This window comes from Kluyvera georgiana ATCC 51603, from assembly GCF_001654985.1.
GTDB lineage: Bacteria > Pseudomonadota > Gammaproteobacteria > Enterobacterales > Enterobacteriaceae > Kluyvera > Kluyvera georgiana.
Genome location: NZ_LXEU01000047.1, coordinates 1 through 17216, shown reverse-complemented (window position 1 = coordinate 17216; position 17216 = coordinate 1). Strand labels below are relative to the sequence as shown.

Below are 17216 nucleotides of genomic sequence, written 5' to 3'. Positions count from 1 at the left end.
TCGCCTGCAATAAGACGTATCGAGGAAATAATGAAACTGTTCGCTTCCGTTGCCTTCGCCCTGCTAGCGATGGCCTCTTCGCAGAGCTACGCGGAGCAACTTCCGGCTCATAAAACCGCGCACGACACCATGCTGATGCCGTCCGCCAGCAGCCAGTCACCGTTTGATTTCAATCATATGGGTGCTGGCAGCGATAAATCTGATGAGCTGGGCGTACCGTATTACAATGACAATAATCGCTAAACATTCATTGCCCCGCTATCGCGGGGCTTTTTTTAGCTCTTCACCACCCGTCGCATCCCTGGCAAACGCAGACCAAAAACGTTAATAAACAGTCCGGCCATAATTAACAGCGCGCCAATCAACTGCATTGCCGACAACGTTTCATCAAGCAACAGCGCTGCGCTGACCAGCCCCACAACCGGCACTAACAATGATAGCGGCGCCACGCGCCACGTTTCATAACGGCCAAGTAGTGAACCCCAGATGCCGTAACCCACAATGCTGGCAATGAAAGCGAGATATGCCAGCGACAGCACGGTCGTGAGGTCAATATGAATCAGGCTTTGCGCCATCAGCTGCGGGCCCTCGAAAACCCACGAGCTGAGCATAAACGGCAGAATGGGAATCAACGCGCTCCATACTACCAGCGACATCACACCGGGTTTCGAATCATGGTGGAGGATTTTCTTGTTAAAGATATTACCGCACGCCCAGCACAGCGCCGCCGCCAGCGTCAGCATAAAGCCCAGCAGCTTAACGTGTTGCCCGCTCATACTGGTTTCAATCAGCACCAGCACGCCAAACACCGCCAGCGAAATCCCCACCAGCTGTTTACGCTGTAGACGCTCACCAAAGGCGAAAGCGCCAAGAATGATGGTAAAGAAAGCCTGCGCCTGGAGCACCAACGAAGCCAGCCCAGCCGGCATGCCGAAGTTGATGGCACAAAACAGGAAGGCAAACTGGCCAAAACTGATGGTGAGCGCATAGCCGAGCAGCAGCGGTAGCGGAACCCGCGGACGCGGAACGAAAAATAACGCCGGGAAAGCGACAAATAAAAAGCGTAGTCCCGCTAATAGCAGCGGTGGCATACCGTGCAGGCCGACTTTGATGACCACAAAGTTCAGTCCCCATACCACAACCACCAACAGGGCCAGTAGCCCATCTTTACGCGTCATTCCTCGCCCCAACTTTTTTTAAATTTATGTAAGCCTAACCAAAGTAACGAAAAATTCAGACGAGGAATAGATCATTATTTTTGGCAGTTCAAAATCGCACTCCCCAACACGACCACGGCTATACAAGCTGCTTATGGCATGATATTTGTGAAAGAGATAACAAAAAACAATACTACGACATCTATCAGGCAGGAAAATGAAACCAACGACCAGACGATCTACGATCGCGCTACTGGCATCGTCGTTACTGTTAACTATCGGACGCGGTGCCACACTTCCCTTTATGACCATTTATCTCACGCGTCAGTACGCAATGACGGTAGATACCATCGGTTATGCCATGTCCATTGCGCTGGTGGTTGGCGTCATGTTCAGCCTCGGCTTCGGGATTCTGGCCGATAAATTTGATAAAAAACGCTACATGCTGATTGCCGTCGCCTTTTTTATCTGCGGTTTTGTCGCCATTCCGCTGGTCCATAGCGTGGTGCTGGTGGTTTTTTTCTTCTCGCTGATCAACTGCTCGTACTCGGTGTTTTCCACCGTACTGAAAGCCTATTTCTCCGATACCCTCGCGCCGACAACCAAAGCGAAGGTTTTTTCGCTTAACTACACGTTTCTGAATATTGGCTGGACTATCGGTCCGCCGATTGGAACGCTGCTGGTCATGCAAGGTATCAACCTGCCTTTCTGGCTGGCAGCGATATGCGCGGCCTTCCCGCTGCTGTTTATCCAGCGCTACGTTGAACGTCTGAGACCAACGGAAATCGCCGAAACGCCCATCGCCTGGTCACCGTCAGTATTGCTGCGCGACCGGGCGCTGCTGTGGTTTACGCTGTCGGGCCTGCTGGCGTCCTTCGTTGGCGGTTCTTTTGCCTCCTGCCTCTCTCAGTACGTGCTGGCAGTTGGCGACAGTAACTTTGCTGAAAAGGTCGTGGCCGTGATTTTGCCGGTGAACGCCGCCGTGGTCGTCACACTACAGTACGCGATTGGTCGCAAGCTTACTGCCAATAATCTGCGACCATTAATGACCTTTGGTACCGTTTGCTATGTGATAGGTCTGACAGGGTTTATGTTTTCTGGCGACAACCTGTGGTTCTGGGGGCTGGCGGCAGCCGTTTTCACCCTGGGAGAAGTCATCTACGCACCGGGTGAATACATGTTGATCGATAACATCGCCCCACCGGGCATGAAAGCCAGCTATTTTTCCGCTCAGGCGCTTGGGTGGTTAGGCGCTGCTCTTAACCCACTACTGACCGGGCAGATCCTGACCCATTTCCCGCCGGTCATGCTATTCCCCATCATGATGGTCACCATTGTGCTGGCGTGGCTGTTGATTTTCCGTGGAATTAAGGCCAGTACCTGGGGCACCACCGTCAGCGCGGCGTAGGGTTATCCGGGGCCAATACGGCCCCGGGAAGAGATCGTTATGACCAAATGTCGGCCGCGACGCCCGTCACCAGGCGGACCTTGTCCCACTGCTGCTGCTCGCTCAGGCTGTTGCCCTCTTCCGTTGAGGCAAAACCGCACTGTGGGCTGAGGCAAATCTGTTCCAGCGCAACGTAGCGTGCTGCTTCCTTAACGCGCGCTTTCACCCCTTCCGGGTTCTCCAGCTCGCCGTTCTTGGTGGTAATGAGCCCCAGTACCGCCTTCTGATGACCAGGACGAATGAAGCGCAGCGGCGCGAAGTCGCCGGAACGGTCGTTGTCGTACTCAAGGAAGAACGCATCGACGTTGACGCGGCCAAACAAAATCTCCGCCACCGGCTCATAGCCGCCTTCAGAAATCCACGTGGAGCGGAAATTACCGCGGCACACGTGCAGACCGATAATCAGATCGTCCGGTTTACCTTCCAGCGCGCGGTTCAGCACGTCGGCATAGATCGCCGCCAGTTGATCCGGATCATCTCCCCGCTCACGAACCTGACGACGCTGGTCTTCCGAGCACAGATAGGCCCAGACGGTGTCATCCAACTGCAGATAACGGCAGCCCGCATCGTAGAAGGCGCGGATAGCATCACGCCACGTGTCGGCCAGATCGTTGAAATATTCAGCCAGGTCTGGATATACGGTCGCATCAATATCCTTACGGCCCCCGCGAAAATGCAACACGCTCGGGCTTGGAATGGTCATTTTTGGCGTTGCGTCGCCGCTGATGCTTTTCAGGAAACGGAAATCCTCGAGCATTGGATGGTCACCGAAACCAAGCTTACCGGTCACGCGAATGCCGTGAGCGCGAGTCTGTACGCCGTTAAACTGAATACCTTTATCTGAGTCGTAGCGCTCCACGCCCTGCAAACCGTCGAAGAAATCGAAGTGCCACCAGGCGCGGCGGAATTCGCCGTCGGTCACCACATGCAGGCCACAGTCGCACTGATGCTGCACCACGCGACGAATCTCAGCATCTTCAACGGCACGCAGCTGCTGCGCGGTAATTTCTCCGTCAGCCAGCTGCTGGCGCGCCTGTTTGATGGTCAGCGGGCGTAAAAAACTGCCGACAATATCGGCGCGGTACGGGGCGTGTTGATGTGGCATGCGATTCTCCTTTTTCACTCGGGCAAACTGGTTACCCGGAGTGATAATTTATTATTTGAACTTTTTAGCCTTCTGGATGGCTATATGTCCAGATAGTGTCATCCGTGTGCGCCACAGGCAAACGAGAATAATTCATGATAGATGAAAAAAATTCACGATCCCTGGCTAAAGGCAAAACCTTCATCTTCCCAGCCGGTGATACCGCCAAGCATAATTTTCACCGGTCGTCCCAGCGTCGCCAGCTTTAATGCCGCGCGGTCAGCACCATTACAGTGTGGACCTGCGCAGTAGACCACAAATAAGGTCTCTTGCGGCCATTCCTGCATGCGTTCAGCGCTCATCTCAGCATGGCGAAGATGGATCGCGCCGGGTAAATGGCGTCGGGCAAACGTCTCGGCGCTGCCCACCACATGGAGCAGGACAAAATCCACTTCTGGCTCCTGCAGGGCGGCGTGCACGTCAGCGCAGTCAGTTTCAAAACCCAGACGCTGGCGAAAATGGGCTGCGGCGTCAGCCGCGCTGGCCGTCGGAAATTCGGTAACGTAACTCATCATTGACTCTCCCGTTAGGTATTACCACTATGGTAACGATGCGATGAGTATAAACAGGCTCCCAATACGAGAACGGCCCACAGAAATGACAGAAAACAGCCAGAATATGACAATACGCGCCCCCCTGGTGGTGACGCTAGCCTACGACGGGCTCTGTACCTTTGAATTTGGCGTGGCGGTAGAGGTGTTTGGCCTGCCCCGGCCTGAAATGGGTGAAAGCTGGTATCGCTTTGCCGTTGCTGCCGTCGATGAAGGTGCCCTGCGCGCTACCGGCGGCGTTCGCGTGATGGCCGATGGCGACCTGAGCCTGCTTGAAGAAGCAGATACCATTATCGTCCCTGGCTGGCGCGGTGTGGATAGCCCGGTGCCGGAAGCGTTGAGCCTGGCGCTAAAGCAGGCGCATCGGCGCGGATGCCGGGTGTTATCTATCTGTTCCGGCGTGTTTGTTCTGGCGGCGGCTGGCCTGCTTGATGGTCAACGAGCCACGACCCACTGGCGTTATACCACGCTACTCCAGCAACGCTACCCGGCGATTAACGTTGTGGATGACGTACTTTATATCGCCGAGGGGAACGTACTGACTTCTGCCGGCAGCGCCGCTGGTATCGATCTCTGCTTACACGTTGTCAGGCTTGATTTTGGGCTGGAGGCCGCCAACCGGGTTGCTCGACGGCTGGTCATCCAGCCACACCGAGACGGCGCGCAAAAGCAACAAATTACCCGGCCCGTCGCCCGCTCCCGCGAAAGTCAGCGCTTAGGGATGTTATTTGATTTTCTCCACCAGCACCTGGCGGAGAACCATAGCGTACGTTCGCTGGCTGACAAAGTCGGTATGAGCGAACGCACGTTCCTGCGCCGTTTCCAGGAAGCGACCGGGAAAACGCCTGCCCGTTGGCTGCTTGATGAGCGCTTATTGCAGGCTCAACATCATTTAACTACTGGCAGAGACAGCGTAGAAAAGGTCGCGGAAATGACCGGGTTTGGTAATGCCAAAAATCTCCGTCTGCGCTTTCAGCAACATTTTGCTATCAGCCCGCTGGCTTATCGAAAAAGATTTACCGCAACAAATAATTAATTCACAAATGACGGCGTTAGTCTAAGTTTAAGAGAGTACGCTAATCGATGTTGGTAGTGAAATCGTTAAAGAGGAGGTCATCATGCTGGATAATATGCAAGTGTTTCTGGTTGCCGTGGGGCTGATTCTGTTTTCCGGTTTTCTGACAGCTTTTTTAAGCGGTAAATGGAACGACTAACCGACGCTGTAATAATCCCCATGGAAAAAGAAATAAAAAAAACCGCCAGCATAACTGGCGGTATAAATGCTTGCATGGATAGGTTTCTACTTCTGCGGCTACCCGCTCTCCTTGATTGGGTAACCGTTGCTGTAAAATAATCCTACCACCGTTTTATTCAACTAAAGCTAAACGGCGAGCGCATTATTTAAACCATAATTTTTCCACGCTTTTTTACTCTGACAGCCGGCCTGACGGCCTGCCCACAATCTGCCGGAACGTGATTCCTGTAAGTCCTGATGCTCAGGACGGGTAGACCAGATGGACTCGCGACGCGTTTTACGCTGGGATTTATTCATTAGTGCCTCCGGGCAGATTGTCGATATTAAATCCATTAACTCAACGATTTACGCAACAATACTAGCAAGTTGAATGGCGAGTTTCTTCAACAACTGCACGTATTTGTAAAGGCCCCGTGAGCCAGCGCACTTAACACGCTGCACGATGATACCCTACCGAAAATGTTAGGTTACGAAACTGTGAACGTTACGTAAGATTGCTTCTACTATCCTTCCCTCCCGGAAGGATAGTGAGAATGCTCTATATTATTGTGGTACTTAACCCGCCAGCCCTGTGTGCGGTTTTTTTTTATCCTTTCAGCTTCGTCCGGTGCGTAAAAACAGACGACAGAAAGCCTCTTTAACAATCGGTTTAATCACTTAAACCACGATTTTTAAGCATCGGGGAAATTAATGGATCGTGCCCGCGCCAGTCACGATACAATTTTTCTAAATCGCTACTGTTGCCTCTCGATAAAATAGCATCACGGAATCGCTGCCCGTTTTCACGATTTAAACCGCCGTGTTCAACAAACCACTGGTAGCCGTCATCGGCCAACATTTGTGTCCACAGATAAGCGTAATACCCCGCCGCATAGCCGCCGCCAAAAATATGTGAGAAATAGCTGCTGCGATAGCGTGGCGGCACCGCGACAAGATCGATGTTTTCGCGTCGTAGCGACTCAGCCTCAAACTCATCCACACTTTTCGGTAATTCGTGGCCGGATAAACTATGCCAGTTCATGTCCAATAGCGCGGCGCTGAGCAGTTCAGTCATGTCGTAACCTTTGTTAAAACTTGAAGCGCGGAACAGATTTTCGCGCAGCGCATCCGGCATCGGCTCACCGCTTTCATAGTGACGAGCATAGTGGGCAAACACGTCGGGATGACTCGCCCAATGTTCATTAATCTGCGACGGAAACTCGACAAAGTCGCGCGGCGTATTCGTGCCGGATAAAGTCGCATAGCGCTGTTTCGCAAACAATCCGTGCAGCGCGTGGCCAAACTCATGGAAAAGCGTGATCACATCATCCCAGGAGATAAGCGCACGCTTCCCGGCGGCGGGTTTCGGGTAGTTACAAACATTGTAGATAACCGGACGGGTTTCCAGGAGGGTGGACTGCGGCACAAAATTGTCCATCCACGCCCCGCCGCTCTTGCTATCGCGCGCAAAGAAATCGCCATAGAACAGCGCCATGCCTTCACCATCGGCATCGAAAATCTCCCACACGCGTACGTCTGGATGATAAACAGGCAGATCAAAACGCTCAACAAAGCGGATACCGAACAGCTGGCTAGCGGCCCAGAAAACGCCGTCGTTCAGTACGCGATCCAGCGCGAACCAGGGTTTAATTTGCGCTTCATCAATGGCGAATTTCTGCCGACGAACCTGTTCGGAATAATAGAGCCAATCCCAGGACCGCGCGGTGAAAGACGACGAGCCACCGTCGATCAGCGCCTGAATATCTGCCAGTTCGCGTTCCGCTCTGGCACGCGCCGCAGGCGTAATTTTTCGCATAAAGTCGAACGCGGCTTTGGGATTTTTCGCCATCTGATCGGCCATACTCCAGCTCGCGTAATCGGCGTAGCCCAATAGCTCCGCTTGCCGGGCGCGGACAGCCACCAGTTTGAGAATACGTTCTCGCGTATCGTTGGCATCTCCGCTCTGGTTACGCTGCCATGCCGCGTTAAACAATTTTTCCCGGGTATCCCGCGAATGCAAGGAGGCCAACGCAGGCTGCTGTGTGGTATTGACAAGCGGTATCAACCAACGGCCCGTCAGCCCGCGCTCTGCTGCGGCCATGGCGGCCGCAGCCACTTCATCTGCACTCAGGCCCGCCAATGCTGCCTCATTATCGACGACCAGCCCACCGCTTTTTGCCGCCCCGAGCAGACATTGATGAAACTGGCTGCTCAACGTCGCCGCTTCGGTATTCAAGGTTTTCAGTTCGGCCTTTTCCTCGCGACCAAGTCTCGCCCCGGCCAGAATAAAACGCTGATAAATCACCTCGATGAGTCGATGAGATTCGCTGTCCAGACCCAATGAATCACGCTTTTCCCAGACGGCCTGAACCCGCGTAAACAGCGCGTCATTGAGATAGATATCATTTGCCAGCCCGGCAAGCTCCGCCGAGAACGCTTCATCAAGTCGTTGAATCTCATCGTTACTATTTGATGCGGCCATCGCAAAGAAAACGGATGTCACGCGCGCGAGCATTTCACCGCTTTTTTCCAGCGCGATAAAGGTGTTCTCGAAGGTCGCCTCGGCAGGATTTCGGGCAATGTCGGCGATATCCTGGCGTTTACGTTTCAGCGCTTCGTCAAAAGCCGGACGATAGTGCTCGTCTTTGATCAAATCAAACGGCGGTGCCTGATAAGGTAAAGTGCTGCTGGCGAAAAAGGGATTCATAGCCGACATGTCATGCTCCTGAAGAAAACAGTTAACTCTGGCAGGATAAACAAATTAAGGCCGCGCTGCTCGATTATCTCTTCAGAAGGCAGAAGGATTGGGTGCATTGAGGATACTGAACAACGGCGGAAATGGCGGGGATCACTCCCCGCCTGACTCCTACCTGGTTTCGTAAGCCATGTGAGCCACGATCTCCGTTCCGCCGCTTCGGAAGCTAACATCACAGAGCTGTTTGTTGTTAAGTAGCGGTACGCCCAGAAGCGTGATGCCGATAACGACGAGCGCCAATAGCGCCATTCTTTGTGGCTTCATAGCCTTCTACTCCTTGACCCGAAGGTCGGTAAGAGGCTAACCTTGTGTTGTAGAGCATAGGGGCCTCAGATGAATGTTTAACGTCTTGCTGGACGTCAAATGTTTTCTGGGGCTTTTTTCTACCTGCCTTCCGCTATGCCTGAGACAGATAGCCTCAAGCACCCGCAGCCATGTTAACCCAGAGCTCCGATACACTGCGTCCCTCACTCCTCCCCGGGTACATTTCAGAAAACATCAAGACTTCGTCACCGGTTAAAAAAATCTAAAACTGTTTTTCTTTTTATTCCGCTACATCAATCGGCCAGGATAGTTATGCCCTGATCGTTCTGCTATCGTAATACGACACTTAAGCGTTGAAGGAACAGAGAAATGATCGTACTGGTAACAGGAGCAACGGCAGGCTTTGGCGAAAGCATCACCCGCCGTTTTATTGCCAACGGGCACAAAGTTATTGCCACTGGCCGTCGTAACGAACGTTTGAAAGCGCTAAAAGATGAGTTGGGTGACAGCGTGCTGACCGTACAGCTGGACGTGCGCAATCGCGCGGCCATTGAAGAGACAATCGCTAACCTGCCTGCTGAATGGCGCGATATTGATATCCTGGTCAACAACGCCGGGTTAGCGCTGGGTCTGGAGCCTGCGCATCGCGCCAGCGTGGAAGATTGGGAAGATATGATCGATACCAACAATAAAGGTCTGGTGTACATGACCCGCGCCGTCCTGCCGGGTATGGTCGAGCGCAATCGTGGTCATGTCATCAATATCGGTTCAACTGCTGGCAGCTGGCCCTATGCAGGTGGTAACGTCTATGGCGCAACCAAAGCTTTTGTGCGTCAGTTTAGCCTGAACCTGCGTACCGACCTGCACGGCACCGCCGTTCGCGTAACGGATATTGAGCCAGGTCTGGTCGGCGGCACCGAGTTCTCCAACGTCCGCTTCAAAGGTGACGATGCAAAAGCCGGTAAAACCTACGAAAATGCCAACGCGCTGACGCCGGAAGATGTTACTGAAGCCGTATGGTGGGTAGCGACGCTGCCGAAACACGTTAACATCAATACCGTTGAGATGATGCCGGTCAGTCAGACTTACGCTGGCCTTAGCGTTCATCGCGGAAGTTAACATTTTATCCGGACCCGACCCTCGGTCGGGTCTGTGCGTGGCGGCAAAAAAAGCGTAAAATAACAGCTTAATCAGCTGATAAGAACGACTCAATGGCCGCCGAAACACAACTGAACCCAACACAGCCCGTCAATCAACAGATTTATCGCATCCTGCGCCGCGATATTGTGCACTGTCTTATTCCACCGGGGACGCCGTTGTCGGAAAAGGAAGTCTCCCTGCGCTTTGATGTTTCCCGCCAGCCGGTACGTGAAGCCTTTATTAAACTGGCCGAAAACGGACTTATCCAGATTCGTCCTCAGCGCGGCAGTTACGTCAATAAGATCTCCCTTTCACAGGTTCGCAACGGCTGTTTTGTGCGTCAGGCCATTGAATGCGCGGTGGCACGCCGTGCAGCAACGATGATCACCGATGCCCAGATCTATCAGCTAGAACAAAATCTGCATCAGCAGCGAATTGCTATCGACCGCCAGCAGCTAAACGATTTTTTCCAGTTGGATGATGAATTTCATCAACTGTTGTCAAATATTGCGGATTGCCAGCTTGCGTGGGACACCATCGAGAATATTAAAGCGGCCATCGACCGAGTGCGTTATATGAGCCTCGATCACATTTCCTCGCCGGAAATGCTGCTGAGACAGCACCATGAAATATTCAGTGCGCTTGAAAAGCGTGATGCTGATACGGTGGAAAAAGCGATGACTTTGCATCTGCAGGAAATCAGCGAATCCGTGCTGCTCATTCGTCAGGAAAATCGCGATTGGTTTAGCGAAGAGTGATAAAAAAGGCCTTCAATATCGAAGGCCTTTTTTTTAACGAATAACCATCGTTGGAATATTGGCGTAACGTAAAATAGACTCCGCGTTCGATCCCAGCAGATGCGTTGTGATCCCTCTCTGACGCGAACCAATCACAATCACGTCATACTCGCCCGTTTTGCTTAACGCGAGCACTTCATCACGAATATTGCCAAAACGAACCTCGGTGTGTATGCGCTCTGCAGGCATATCGAATAGCCGCTGCAGGTTCTTCATTTTCTTTGCCGATTCCGACTGCATATAGTCTTCGAATTTTTTAATATCCGAAGCAAAACCGCGCAAAATTGAACGATTGCTGTTGGGTAATACGTTCAGCAGCGTAATTTCACCCGACTCGCCCGCCAGATATACCGCATGACGAATAGCCTTATCACTTAAATCCATTTCAAAAATATCTACAGGCATGAGAATTTTTTTATACATAGCCCGAGCTCCTTATTCCAGAGGATCCATTTTTTGTTTCGCAATAACCATGCCATATTTATGCCTATTGATATAGCATTAATTCACAAAACTGATAGTTTCGGCGTGAAAATAATCGTCCATTATTTCAACTGACTTGAATAAACTTAAAGAAGTGTAATGCGAGGAGAAAAATGAAATGCCGCCAATGCTGGCGGCATAATAGGATGATTACAGCGCGACGAACTCGGCTACGGTCGCTTTCGCGCCTTTACTCAGCAGAGACAGGTAAGCATTTGTCACCTGATCAACAAACTGGCCTTGCTGCGGCAGATCCTTACCAAAGATAGCTTCGATGGCCAGCAGCGCTTTCACGCGGGACTCGCCCTCTTCGCTCTGCTGCACCGCAGCCTGGATCACCGGCAGCAGCGGATCGCATACTTCAATGGCATTGCCCTGCTCGTCTACGCCGCCGACATAGCGCATCCAGCCCGCAACACCCAACGCCAGCAACGTGAAGCTGCTGTTATCCGCAAGGTGCCAGCGCACGGAATCCAGCATACGCTGAGGCAGTTTCTGGCTACCGTCCATCGCGATCTGCCAGGTACGGTGACGCAGCGCCGGGTTGGTATAGCGTTCGATCAGCAGATCCGCGTAACGCGCCAGATCGACGTTCTGTACTTTCAGCGTCGGCGCCTGCTCTTTCAACATCAGGTCATGCGCTGCGCGGCGGTAGTTGTCGTCACCCATGCAGTCGTTGATGTGCTGATAGCCCGCCAGATAGCCCAGATAGGCCAGGAACGAGTGGCTGCCGTTCAGCATACGCAGCTTCATCTCTTCGAACGGAATCACGTCGCTCACCAGCTCGGCACCCGCTTTTTCCCATTCCGGACGTCCCGCCACAAAGTTATCTTCAATAACCCACTGGCGGAAAGGTTCGCACGCCACGCCTGCCGGATCGCGGACGCCGGTCAGTTGTTCAATTTTGTCCAGTGTTTCAGGCGTCACCGCCGGTACAATACGGTCAACCATGGTTGACGGGAAGGTCACGTGTGACTCAATCCAATCAGCCAGGTCAGCATCGACGGCGCGCGCATAGGCACACACGACGTTACGCATGACATGACCGTTCTCCGGCATGTTATCGCAGGACATCACGCTGAATGCCGGCAGACCCGCCGCTTTACGACGCGCCAGCGCTTCTACCACTACGCCCGGCGCAGATTTAGGCTGATGCGGGTTTTGCAGATCGGCCACGATGAGGGGATGATCGAGCATCAGTTCGCCGGTTGCCGGAGAGTGGCAATAGCCTTTTTCGGTGATAGTCAGGGAGACAATCGCGACCTGCGGCTCGCACATTTTTGCCAGCACGGTTTCCAGACCATACACCTGGGCGTGCAGCGCTTCTTTAACAACGCCCACCACGCGGGCAGTCCATGCATTCGCAGACATTTCCGCCACGGTGTATAAATTGTCCTGATGATTCAGGTCGGCAATCTGCTGCTCACCGCCGATCAGGTTAACTTCGGTATAACCCCAATCGCTGCCGTGTTCTGAGGCGAGGATATCGGCGTATACCGCCTGATGGGCGCGGTGGAACGCGCCAAAGCCCAGGTGCACAATACGTGACACCAGTTTGCTGCGATCGTAGGTCGGGAGAGTTGCCTTAGCGGTTAATAGCGTATTCTGCATCTTTTTGACTCACTGTAGAGAATGTTGATTGCCATACTAGATTAACGAGTTCATCTGAGGAGATTTTGATTTGCATTAATATATTGGTGATTGGTATGACATGATTTTTAAGCTGTGTGACAGCATCGACAAAGTCGTCAGCCTACTATGCCGATGCTGGGAATGTCCGCTACATCAGGACGGACGGTAGGAACAATGTGATTTGAGGGAAAATCACCAGCATCACAATGAATAAGAAAAAGGCAATCAGATACGGAATAGATGCCTTAACAAACGCTATCGAACTACAGTTCAGTATGCCGCAGACTGTATACATACAGATCCCAACCGGTGGCGTGTTTGCCCCCAGAAGGGTCAGTACCACAAAAATCAAGCCAAAATGAATAGGATCAAAACCCGCCTCAATGGCAATCGGCAGCAGAATGGGCGTCAAGAGCAGAACGATCACGCTACCATCAAACAGCATTCCAGCAACGGCAATAAGCGCCAACAGTAAAAAGAGGATCCCGTATCGGTTTTCTGTCAATTGTAAAATCGTTTCTGCTAGCTGCTGAGGGATTTGATCCAGTATCGTGATATGCCCCAGAATCGCCGCAGACATAATGAGCAGCATGACCACCCCGATATCGCTGATAGTTTGCTTTAACACCCCCCAGAGCACAGCATTATCCAATGCTTTATAGACATACCGCCCAATAATAAATGAGTACAGGACAATAAATGCACCGGCTTCCGTGGTTGTAAAGATACCAAGACGAATCACCACTATCAGTACAACGGGAAACATTAATGCCCAGAAGCTATTTTTAAAGCTATGCCACACATCATGTCGAGTAGGCAGGCTTTGCATTTCCGGTTTAATATTCATCTTCCTTGCAAGCAGATAGTTGGTGCTCATAAGGATAACGGTTAATAATAACCCCGGTAATATGCCAGCCATGAACAGCTTACCAATCGAAACATTACCGACAAAGCCGTAGAGAATTAGCAAAATACTCGGTGGGATCGTGGCGGTAATCAACGAACTAAAAGCAATGACCACTGCACTAAACGCTTTCGGATAACCACGAGCAATCATTGGTAGACCAAGCACCCGCGCCTGCATCGCTGCATCTGCCGTCGCGGACCCGGAAACCCCGCCTAGCAGGCAAGCTAATAGTACGTTGATTTGCGCAAGACCTCCCACCATCCAGCCGGAAATAATACGGGCGAAATCCAGCAGTCGGGTTGTAACGCCCGATTTATTGAGCAAGTTCCCTACGAGTAAAAACAACGGTGTTGCCAGGATCGGAAAGGATTGCGTTGGCGCTGAGAATTTCTGAAAGGCGATACCAATCGGTAGAAAGTCTGCCGTAAAGAAAAAACTCAAACTAGAAATAGCGATTACCATTCCAACTGGCATCCCGATCACTAGCAAAACGACAAATAAGATAACCGTTAAGAGCATAATTCCTCCTGATTATCTTGTTGTTGAGATTCAACCTGACAACCGTTGATTAAAAAAGATACAGAGGAAAATACCATTAATAAACACCCTGTTGGCACAGCACTATTCAGCCACGCAAGAGATATCTCTGTAACAGGCAAGGCCTGATGATGTGTGGTCCAGGTAAAATTAAATCCATACCAGACACCACAGAGCAAAAACAGAAGTATTAATATCTCATTAAACCACAGACACGCACGTTGCATTCGCAATGAAAATAAATTGGTTAATGCATCTATACCGATATGCCGACGTTTTTGAAACGCGTAATCAATTGCCAGCATACTAATCCATGCAAAAATAACCATGGTAACCTCCAGCGACCAAATAACTGGATGACCAATAGCGCGCCCCAACCCACCAACAAGGATAATAATAACAATAGCGACCAAACCTATTCTTGCGCAAGCCAACTCAAATGCTCTTAGCATATTCATAGAAATAAAAACCTCTATAAAACAATAGGGTTATTACCCTGCTTACCTGCAGTTAATTGATAACACTTTCGACTTGTTTTTTAGCTTCGCTTAACCCCAGCTTCTCTGGAACATATAAACAAGCATCGGCAAATGGTTTAACATCAACAGTTGATATCGTCATTCCTTTTGCTGCCATTTCATCCAGCATTTTATCGCCCGCAGCAATGGTATTCTCTGAAGCTAAATCACCGTTTTTCGCTGCTTCTTCTTTTAAAATGGACTGATTTTCTTGACTCAGCGTCGATAACCATTTTTGTGAAACCACGATACCGGTCATTAAATGAATATGATTCGTTTTGGTTATATTTTTAGTTATTTCGTATAATTTTGAACCATAAACAGCTGTCGGCTGAGCTTCCGCTGCGTCCACGACACCAGTTTGAATCGATGAATAGATTTCTGACCACGAAAGTGGGGTCGGTGAACCGCCCATACATTTGATAGTTTCAATGGTGACCGGCGCTTCGAGCGCACGAACTCGAATGCCGCTTAAATCAGCAGGTGTTGCCACCGGTTTCTGTGTCACCAACATCCTCGCCCCTTGATACCAGTTAAAGGAGAGCGCAGTCAGACCAGACTCTTTGGACATTTTATCATTCCATTGAGCAAAAACCGGGCTGTTGATAAATTTCTTCAAAGTGGCGTAGTCTTTAAATACAAAAGGCGCGGGAATTATTGCCATTTCAGGCACAAACTGTGCTAATCGAGCCCCGTCAACGACCACACCAACATTACTTCCAGCCTGTGCATGTTGCAGTAGTTCATTGTCTGCACCTAGTTGGCCGCTGGAAAATAATTTTATCTTCACGTCACCGTTAGTCCGTTTTTCCACATTTTTCTTGAAGCTTTGCAATCCTTTGTATACAGGATCGTCCGGTGATAATGAGGTACTGACATTTAATGACTCTGCGCCCCAGCAGACGCCTGCACTTAACAATGGCAGCAGGCAACATATTTTTGTCAATCTGATTACAGAACAATTCCATTTTTTCATTTTATTCACCTGTAGATTATCAATTAAACCAGCAACACGCATCCTTACGTCATATTTGATATTACACTTACGTAGTTAATATAAATAAAAGGAGGTATTAGTTATTTCATAAAATGACTTTGGGCGATTACCAGTTCCAAAGCGTGCCGTCTTCAAGGCGAGCTACCGGTAAATATGCAGGGTCATACGGATATTTTGCCGCCAGTTTTTCATCAAACTCGATGCCTAAACCTGGTTTATCACCTGGGTGCATATAGCCGTTATCGAAGGTCCAACTGTGCGGGAAGACGTCCAGCATCTGCTCGGAGTAGCCCATATATTCCTGCACGCCAAAGTTGGGTACCCACAGATCGAAGTGCAGCGCCGCGGCCATACACACCGGAGAAAGATCGGACGGGCCGTGTGAGCCGGTACGCACCTGGTAAAGCGAGGCAAAATCGGCGATGCGGCGCATACCGGTGATGCCTCCCGCGTGGGTAATCGTGGTACGGATGTAGTCGATAAGCTGCTCTTCAATCAGCTGCTTGCAATCCCAGATGCTATTAAAGACTTCGCCTACCGCAATCGGCGTCACGGTGTGCTGGCGAATCAGACGGAAGCACGCCTGGTTCTCTGCTGGCGTTGGGTCTTCCATCCAGAACAGACGATAATCTTCAATGCTCTTACCAAAACGCGCCGCTTCAATCGGCGTCAGGCGGTGGTGCATGTCATGCAGCAGATGCTCGTCAAAGCCGAACTGGTTACGAACGGCATCAAACAGCTTCGGCGTGAAATCGAGGTATTTTTCCGTGGACCACAGTTGCTCTTCCGGCCATTGCCCTTTGGTCGCCGGTTCGTAGGCCAGCCCTTTCCCCTTGGACATACCATAGGTCGTTTTCATCCCCGGTACGCCGCACTGGACGCGAATCGCTTTGAAGCCCATCTCTTTATGACGCGCATAATCTTCCAGCACATCATCAATGGTATGGCCGGTGGTGTGACAGTAAACCATCACGCCTTCGCGAGACGCGCCACCCAGCAGCTGATACAGCGGCATGTTGGCGGCTTTGGCTTTAATATCCCACAGCGCCATATCGACGGCGGAGATAGCCGACATCGTGACCGGGCCGCGACGCCAGTAAGCGCCTTTATAGAAGAACTGCCAGATATCTTCGATGCGGTGCGCATCACGCCCCACCAACTGCGGGCACAGATGATCTTTTAAATAGGATGCAACGGACAGCTCACGGCCATTCAGCGTCGCATCGCCATAGCCGATTAATCCGCTATCGGTGGTAATTTTCAACGTGACAAAGTTACGACCAGGACAGGTTACAAAAACCTCAGCACCCACAATTTTCATCTTCAATCCTTACATCTCATCGGTTAGTGAGGCAAACTTACGCCCTGAACTACTACCATACAAGTATAAATATCGAAAATTACCGAGAGGGATCACAAAATCAAGGGGATGAGATCGGACAAATGCATGAGGGTTCACAAATAAATCGTGCTCTACCACCGCAGGCCGAGCACATAAAGCACCCGCGCTTATTTTACGCTCTGCCCCAGCCCGCCACGATAATCAGCATGCCGCACAGCGCCACCGCAGCGCCAAGCCAGTCGTACGTGGTCAGCTTTTCGCCTTCTACGACTCTCAGCCACAGCAACGCAGTAAAAATGTATACCCCGCCG

The 17216-nt window shown here is 51.2% G+C and carries 19 protein-coding genes; 6 read left to right on the top strand and 13 right to left on the bottom strand.

Features of this window, described 5'->3' with window-relative positions; translation table 11 throughout:
- Positions 1-30 precede the first annotated feature (30 nt).
- Entirely contained in the window at positions 31-243 is a 213-nt protein-coding gene (marB, locus tag M989_RS11445) for a multiple antibiotic resistance protein MarB (RefSeq protein WP_064545348.1), read from the top strand.
- 32 nt (positions 244-275) lie between these two features.
- On the opposite strand, the gene eamA is transcribed toward marB, so the two are convergent.
- Positions 276-1178, bottom strand: a complete 903-nt coding sequence (eamA, locus tag M989_RS11440) for an O-acetylserine/cysteine exporter (protein WP_064545346.1) — start codon at positions 1176-1178, stop codon at positions 276-278.
- A gap of 196 nt (positions 1179-1374) precedes the next feature.
- Here eamA and ydeE point away from each other — a divergent pair, with 196 nt between their 5' ends.
- Entirely contained in the window at positions 1375-2565 is a 1191-nt protein-coding gene (ydeE, locus tag M989_RS11435; RefSeq protein WP_064545344.1) for an efflux MFS transporter YdeE, read from the top strand.
- 37 nt (positions 2566-2602) lie between these two features.
- Here the strand turns inward: ydeE and M989_RS11430 are convergent, their stop codons facing one another.
- Together M989_RS11430 and M989_RS11425 are read right to left on the bottom strand one after the other, a co-directional pair.
- Entirely contained in the window at positions 2603-3709 is a 1107-nt protein-coding gene (locus tag M989_RS11430) for a cobalamin-independent methionine synthase II family protein (RefSeq protein WP_064545343.1), read from the bottom strand.
- A gap of 152 nt (positions 3710-3861) precedes the next feature.
- Positions 3862-4260, bottom strand: a complete 399-nt coding sequence (locus M989_RS11425) for a rhodanese-like domain-containing protein (protein WP_064545447.1) — start codon at positions 4258-4260, stop codon at positions 3862-3864.
- Positions 4261-4345: 85 nt separating this feature from the next.
- Between M989_RS11425 and ftrA the strand changes: the two genes are divergently transcribed.
- Complete coding sequence (gene ftrA, locus M989_RS11420) at positions 4346-5335, top strand: transcriptional regulator FtrA (RefSeq protein WP_064545341.1); 990 nt, start codon at positions 4346-4348, stop codon at positions 5333-5335.
- Positions 5336-5417: 82 nt separating this feature from the next.
- Positions 5418-5513 (top strand): protein MgtS, encoded by a 96-nt coding sequence (mgtS, locus tag M989_RS25545; protein ID WP_157093542.1) that lies wholly within the window; start codon positions 5418-5420, stop codon positions 5511-5513.
- Between the two features lie 167 nt (positions 5514-5680).
- Here mgtS and M989_RS25540 read toward each other — a convergent pair whose 3' ends face one another.
- From M989_RS25540 to M989_RS24580, 3 genes are all read right to left on the bottom strand, one after another.
- Entirely contained in the window at positions 5681-5851 is a 171-nt protein-coding gene (locus tag M989_RS25540) for a hypothetical protein (RefSeq protein WP_157093541.1), read from the bottom strand.
- Between the two features lie 352 nt (positions 5852-6203).
- Positions 6204-8249, bottom strand: coding sequence for a peptidyl-dipeptidase Dcp (gene dcp, locus M989_RS11415; protein ID WP_064545339.1), 2046 nt, complete (start codon positions 8247-8249; stop codon positions 6204-6206).
- A 150-nt stretch (positions 8250-8399) separates the two neighbouring features.
- Positions 8400-8537, bottom strand: a complete 138-nt coding sequence (locus M989_RS24580; RefSeq protein ID WP_245191253.1) for a Hok/Gef family protein — start codon at positions 8535-8537, stop codon at positions 8400-8402.
- 384 nt (positions 8538-8921) lie between these two features.
- Here M989_RS24580 and ydfG point away from each other — a divergent pair, with 384 nt between their 5' ends.
- Together ydfG and M989_RS11405 are read left to right on the top strand one after the other, a co-directional pair.
- Positions 8922-9671 (top strand): bifunctional NADP-dependent 3-hydroxy acid dehydrogenase/3-hydroxypropionate dehydrogenase YdfG, encoded by a 750-nt coding sequence (gene ydfG, locus M989_RS11410; protein WP_064545337.1) that lies wholly within the window; start codon positions 8922-8924, stop codon positions 9669-9671.
- Between the two features lie 92 nt (positions 9672-9763).
- Positions 9764-10450, top strand: a complete 687-nt coding sequence (locus M989_RS11405; RefSeq protein WP_064545335.1) for a GntR family transcriptional regulator — start codon at positions 9764-9766, stop codon at positions 10448-10450.
- Positions 10451-10483: 33 nt separating this feature from the next.
- Here M989_RS11405 and M989_RS11400 read toward each other — a convergent pair whose 3' ends face one another.
- The 7 genes from M989_RS11400 to M989_RS24570 all read right to left on the bottom strand — a co-directional run.
- The gene (locus M989_RS11400; RefSeq protein WP_064545333.1) at positions 10484-10912 is read right to left on the bottom strand and encodes a universal stress protein; all 429 of its coding nucleotides are present in this window, start codon (positions 10910-10912) and stop codon (positions 10484-10486) included.
- Between the two features lie 210 nt (positions 10913-11122).
- The gene (locus M989_RS11395; protein WP_064545331.1) at positions 11123-12583 is read right to left on the bottom strand and encodes a mannitol dehydrogenase family protein; all 1461 of its coding nucleotides are present in this window, start codon (positions 12581-12583) and stop codon (positions 11123-11125) included.
- Between the two features lie 169 nt (positions 12584-12752).
- Positions 12753-14030 carry a TRAP transporter large permease gene (locus tag M989_RS11390; protein ID WP_245191252.1) on the bottom strand — a complete coding sequence of 426 codons (1278 nt, stop codon included), beginning with the start codon at positions 14028-14030 and terminating at the stop codon, positions 12753-12755.
- Positions 14021-14506 carry a TRAP transporter small permease gene (locus M989_RS24575; protein WP_157093540.1) on the bottom strand — a complete coding sequence of 162 codons (486 nt, stop codon included), beginning with the start codon at positions 14504-14506 and terminating at the stop codon, positions 14021-14023. The genes M989_RS11390 and M989_RS24575 overlap by 10 nt, the downstream gene beginning before the upstream one ends.
- 52 nt (positions 14507-14558) lie before the next feature.
- The gene (locus M989_RS11385) at positions 14559-15542 is read right to left on the bottom strand and encodes a C4-dicarboxylate TRAP transporter substrate-binding protein (protein ID WP_064545327.1); all 984 of its coding nucleotides are present in this window, start codon (positions 15540-15542) and stop codon (positions 14559-14561) included.
- A gap of 127 nt (positions 15543-15669) precedes the next feature.
- Entirely contained in the window at positions 15670-16884 is a 1215-nt protein-coding gene (gene rspA, locus M989_RS11380) for a starvation-sensing protein RspA (protein WP_064545325.1), read from the bottom strand.
- Positions 16885-17077: 193 nt separating this feature from the next.
- Positions 17078-17216, bottom strand: a 139-nt coding sequence (locus M989_RS24570; protein ID WP_483413965.1) for a YnfA family protein, incomplete at its 5' end; no start/stop codon positions are given.

Excerpts from the sequence above, each read along its gene's own strand:
- M989_RS11430 (WP_064545343.1), bottom strand. The coding sequence starts at position 3,709 with ATGCCACATCAACACGCCCCGTACCGCGCCGATATTGTCGGCAGTTTT.
- ftrA (WP_064545341.1), top strand. The coding sequence starts at position 4,346 with ATGACAGAAAACAGCCAGAATATGACAATACGCGCCCCCCTGGTGGTG.
- rspA (WP_064545325.1), bottom strand. The coding sequence starts at position 16,884 with ATGAAAATTGTGGGTGCTGAGGTTTTTGTAACCTGTCCTGGTCGTAAC.
- M989_RS11405 (WP_064545335.1), top strand. The coding sequence starts at position 9,764 with ATGGCCGCCGAAACACAACTGAACCCAACACAGCCCGTCAATCAACAG.
- M989_RS25540 (WP_157093541.1), bottom strand. The coding sequence starts at position 5,851 with ATGAATAAATCCCAGCGTAAAACGCGTCGCGAGTCCATCTGGTCTACC.
- M989_RS11400 (WP_064545333.1), bottom strand. The coding sequence starts at position 10,912 with ATGTATAAAAAAATTCTCATGCCTGTAGATATTTTTGAAATGGATTTA.
- eamA (WP_064545346.1), bottom strand. The coding sequence starts at position 1,178 with ATGACGCGTAAAGATGGGCTACTGGCCCTGTTGGTGGTTGTGGTATGG.
- marB (WP_064545348.1), top strand. The coding sequence starts at position 31 with ATGAAACTGTTCGCTTCCGTTGCCTTCGCCCTGCTAGCGATGGCCTCT.
- M989_RS24575 (WP_157093540.1), bottom strand. The coding sequence starts at position 14,506 with ATGAATATGCTAAGAGCATTTGAGTTGGCTTGCGCAAGAATAGGTTTG.
- ydeE (WP_064545344.1), top strand. The coding sequence starts at position 1,375 with ATGAAACCAACGACCAGACGATCTACGATCGCGCTACTGGCATCGTCG.
- M989_RS11425 (WP_064545447.1), bottom strand. The coding sequence starts at position 4,260 with ATGAGTTACGTTACCGAATTTCCGACGGCCAGCGCGGCTGACGCCGCA.
- dcp (WP_064545339.1), bottom strand. The coding sequence starts at position 8,249 with ATGTCGGCTATGAATCCCTTTTTCGCCAGCAGCACTTTACCTTATCAG.
- ydfG (WP_064545337.1), top strand. The coding sequence starts at position 8,922 with ATGATCGTACTGGTAACAGGAGCAACGGCAGGCTTTGGCGAAAGCATC.
- M989_RS11390 (WP_245191252.1), bottom strand. The coding sequence starts at position 14,030 with ATGCTCTTAACGGTTATCTTATTTGTCGTTTTGCTAGTGATCGGGATG.
- mgtS (WP_157093542.1), top strand. The coding sequence starts at position 5,418 with ATGCTGGATAATATGCAAGTGTTTCTGGTTGCCGTGGGGCTGATTCTG.
- M989_RS11395 (WP_064545331.1), bottom strand. The coding sequence starts at position 12,583 with ATGCAGAATACGCTATTAACCGCTAAGGCAACTCTCCCGACCTACGAT.
- M989_RS11385 (WP_064545327.1), bottom strand. The coding sequence starts at position 15,542 with ATGAAAAAATGGAATTGTTCTGTAATCAGATTGACAAAAATATGTTGC.
- M989_RS24580 (WP_245191253.1), bottom strand. The coding sequence starts at position 8,537 with ATGGCGCTATTGGCGCTCGTCGTTATCGGCATCACGCTTCTGGGCGTA.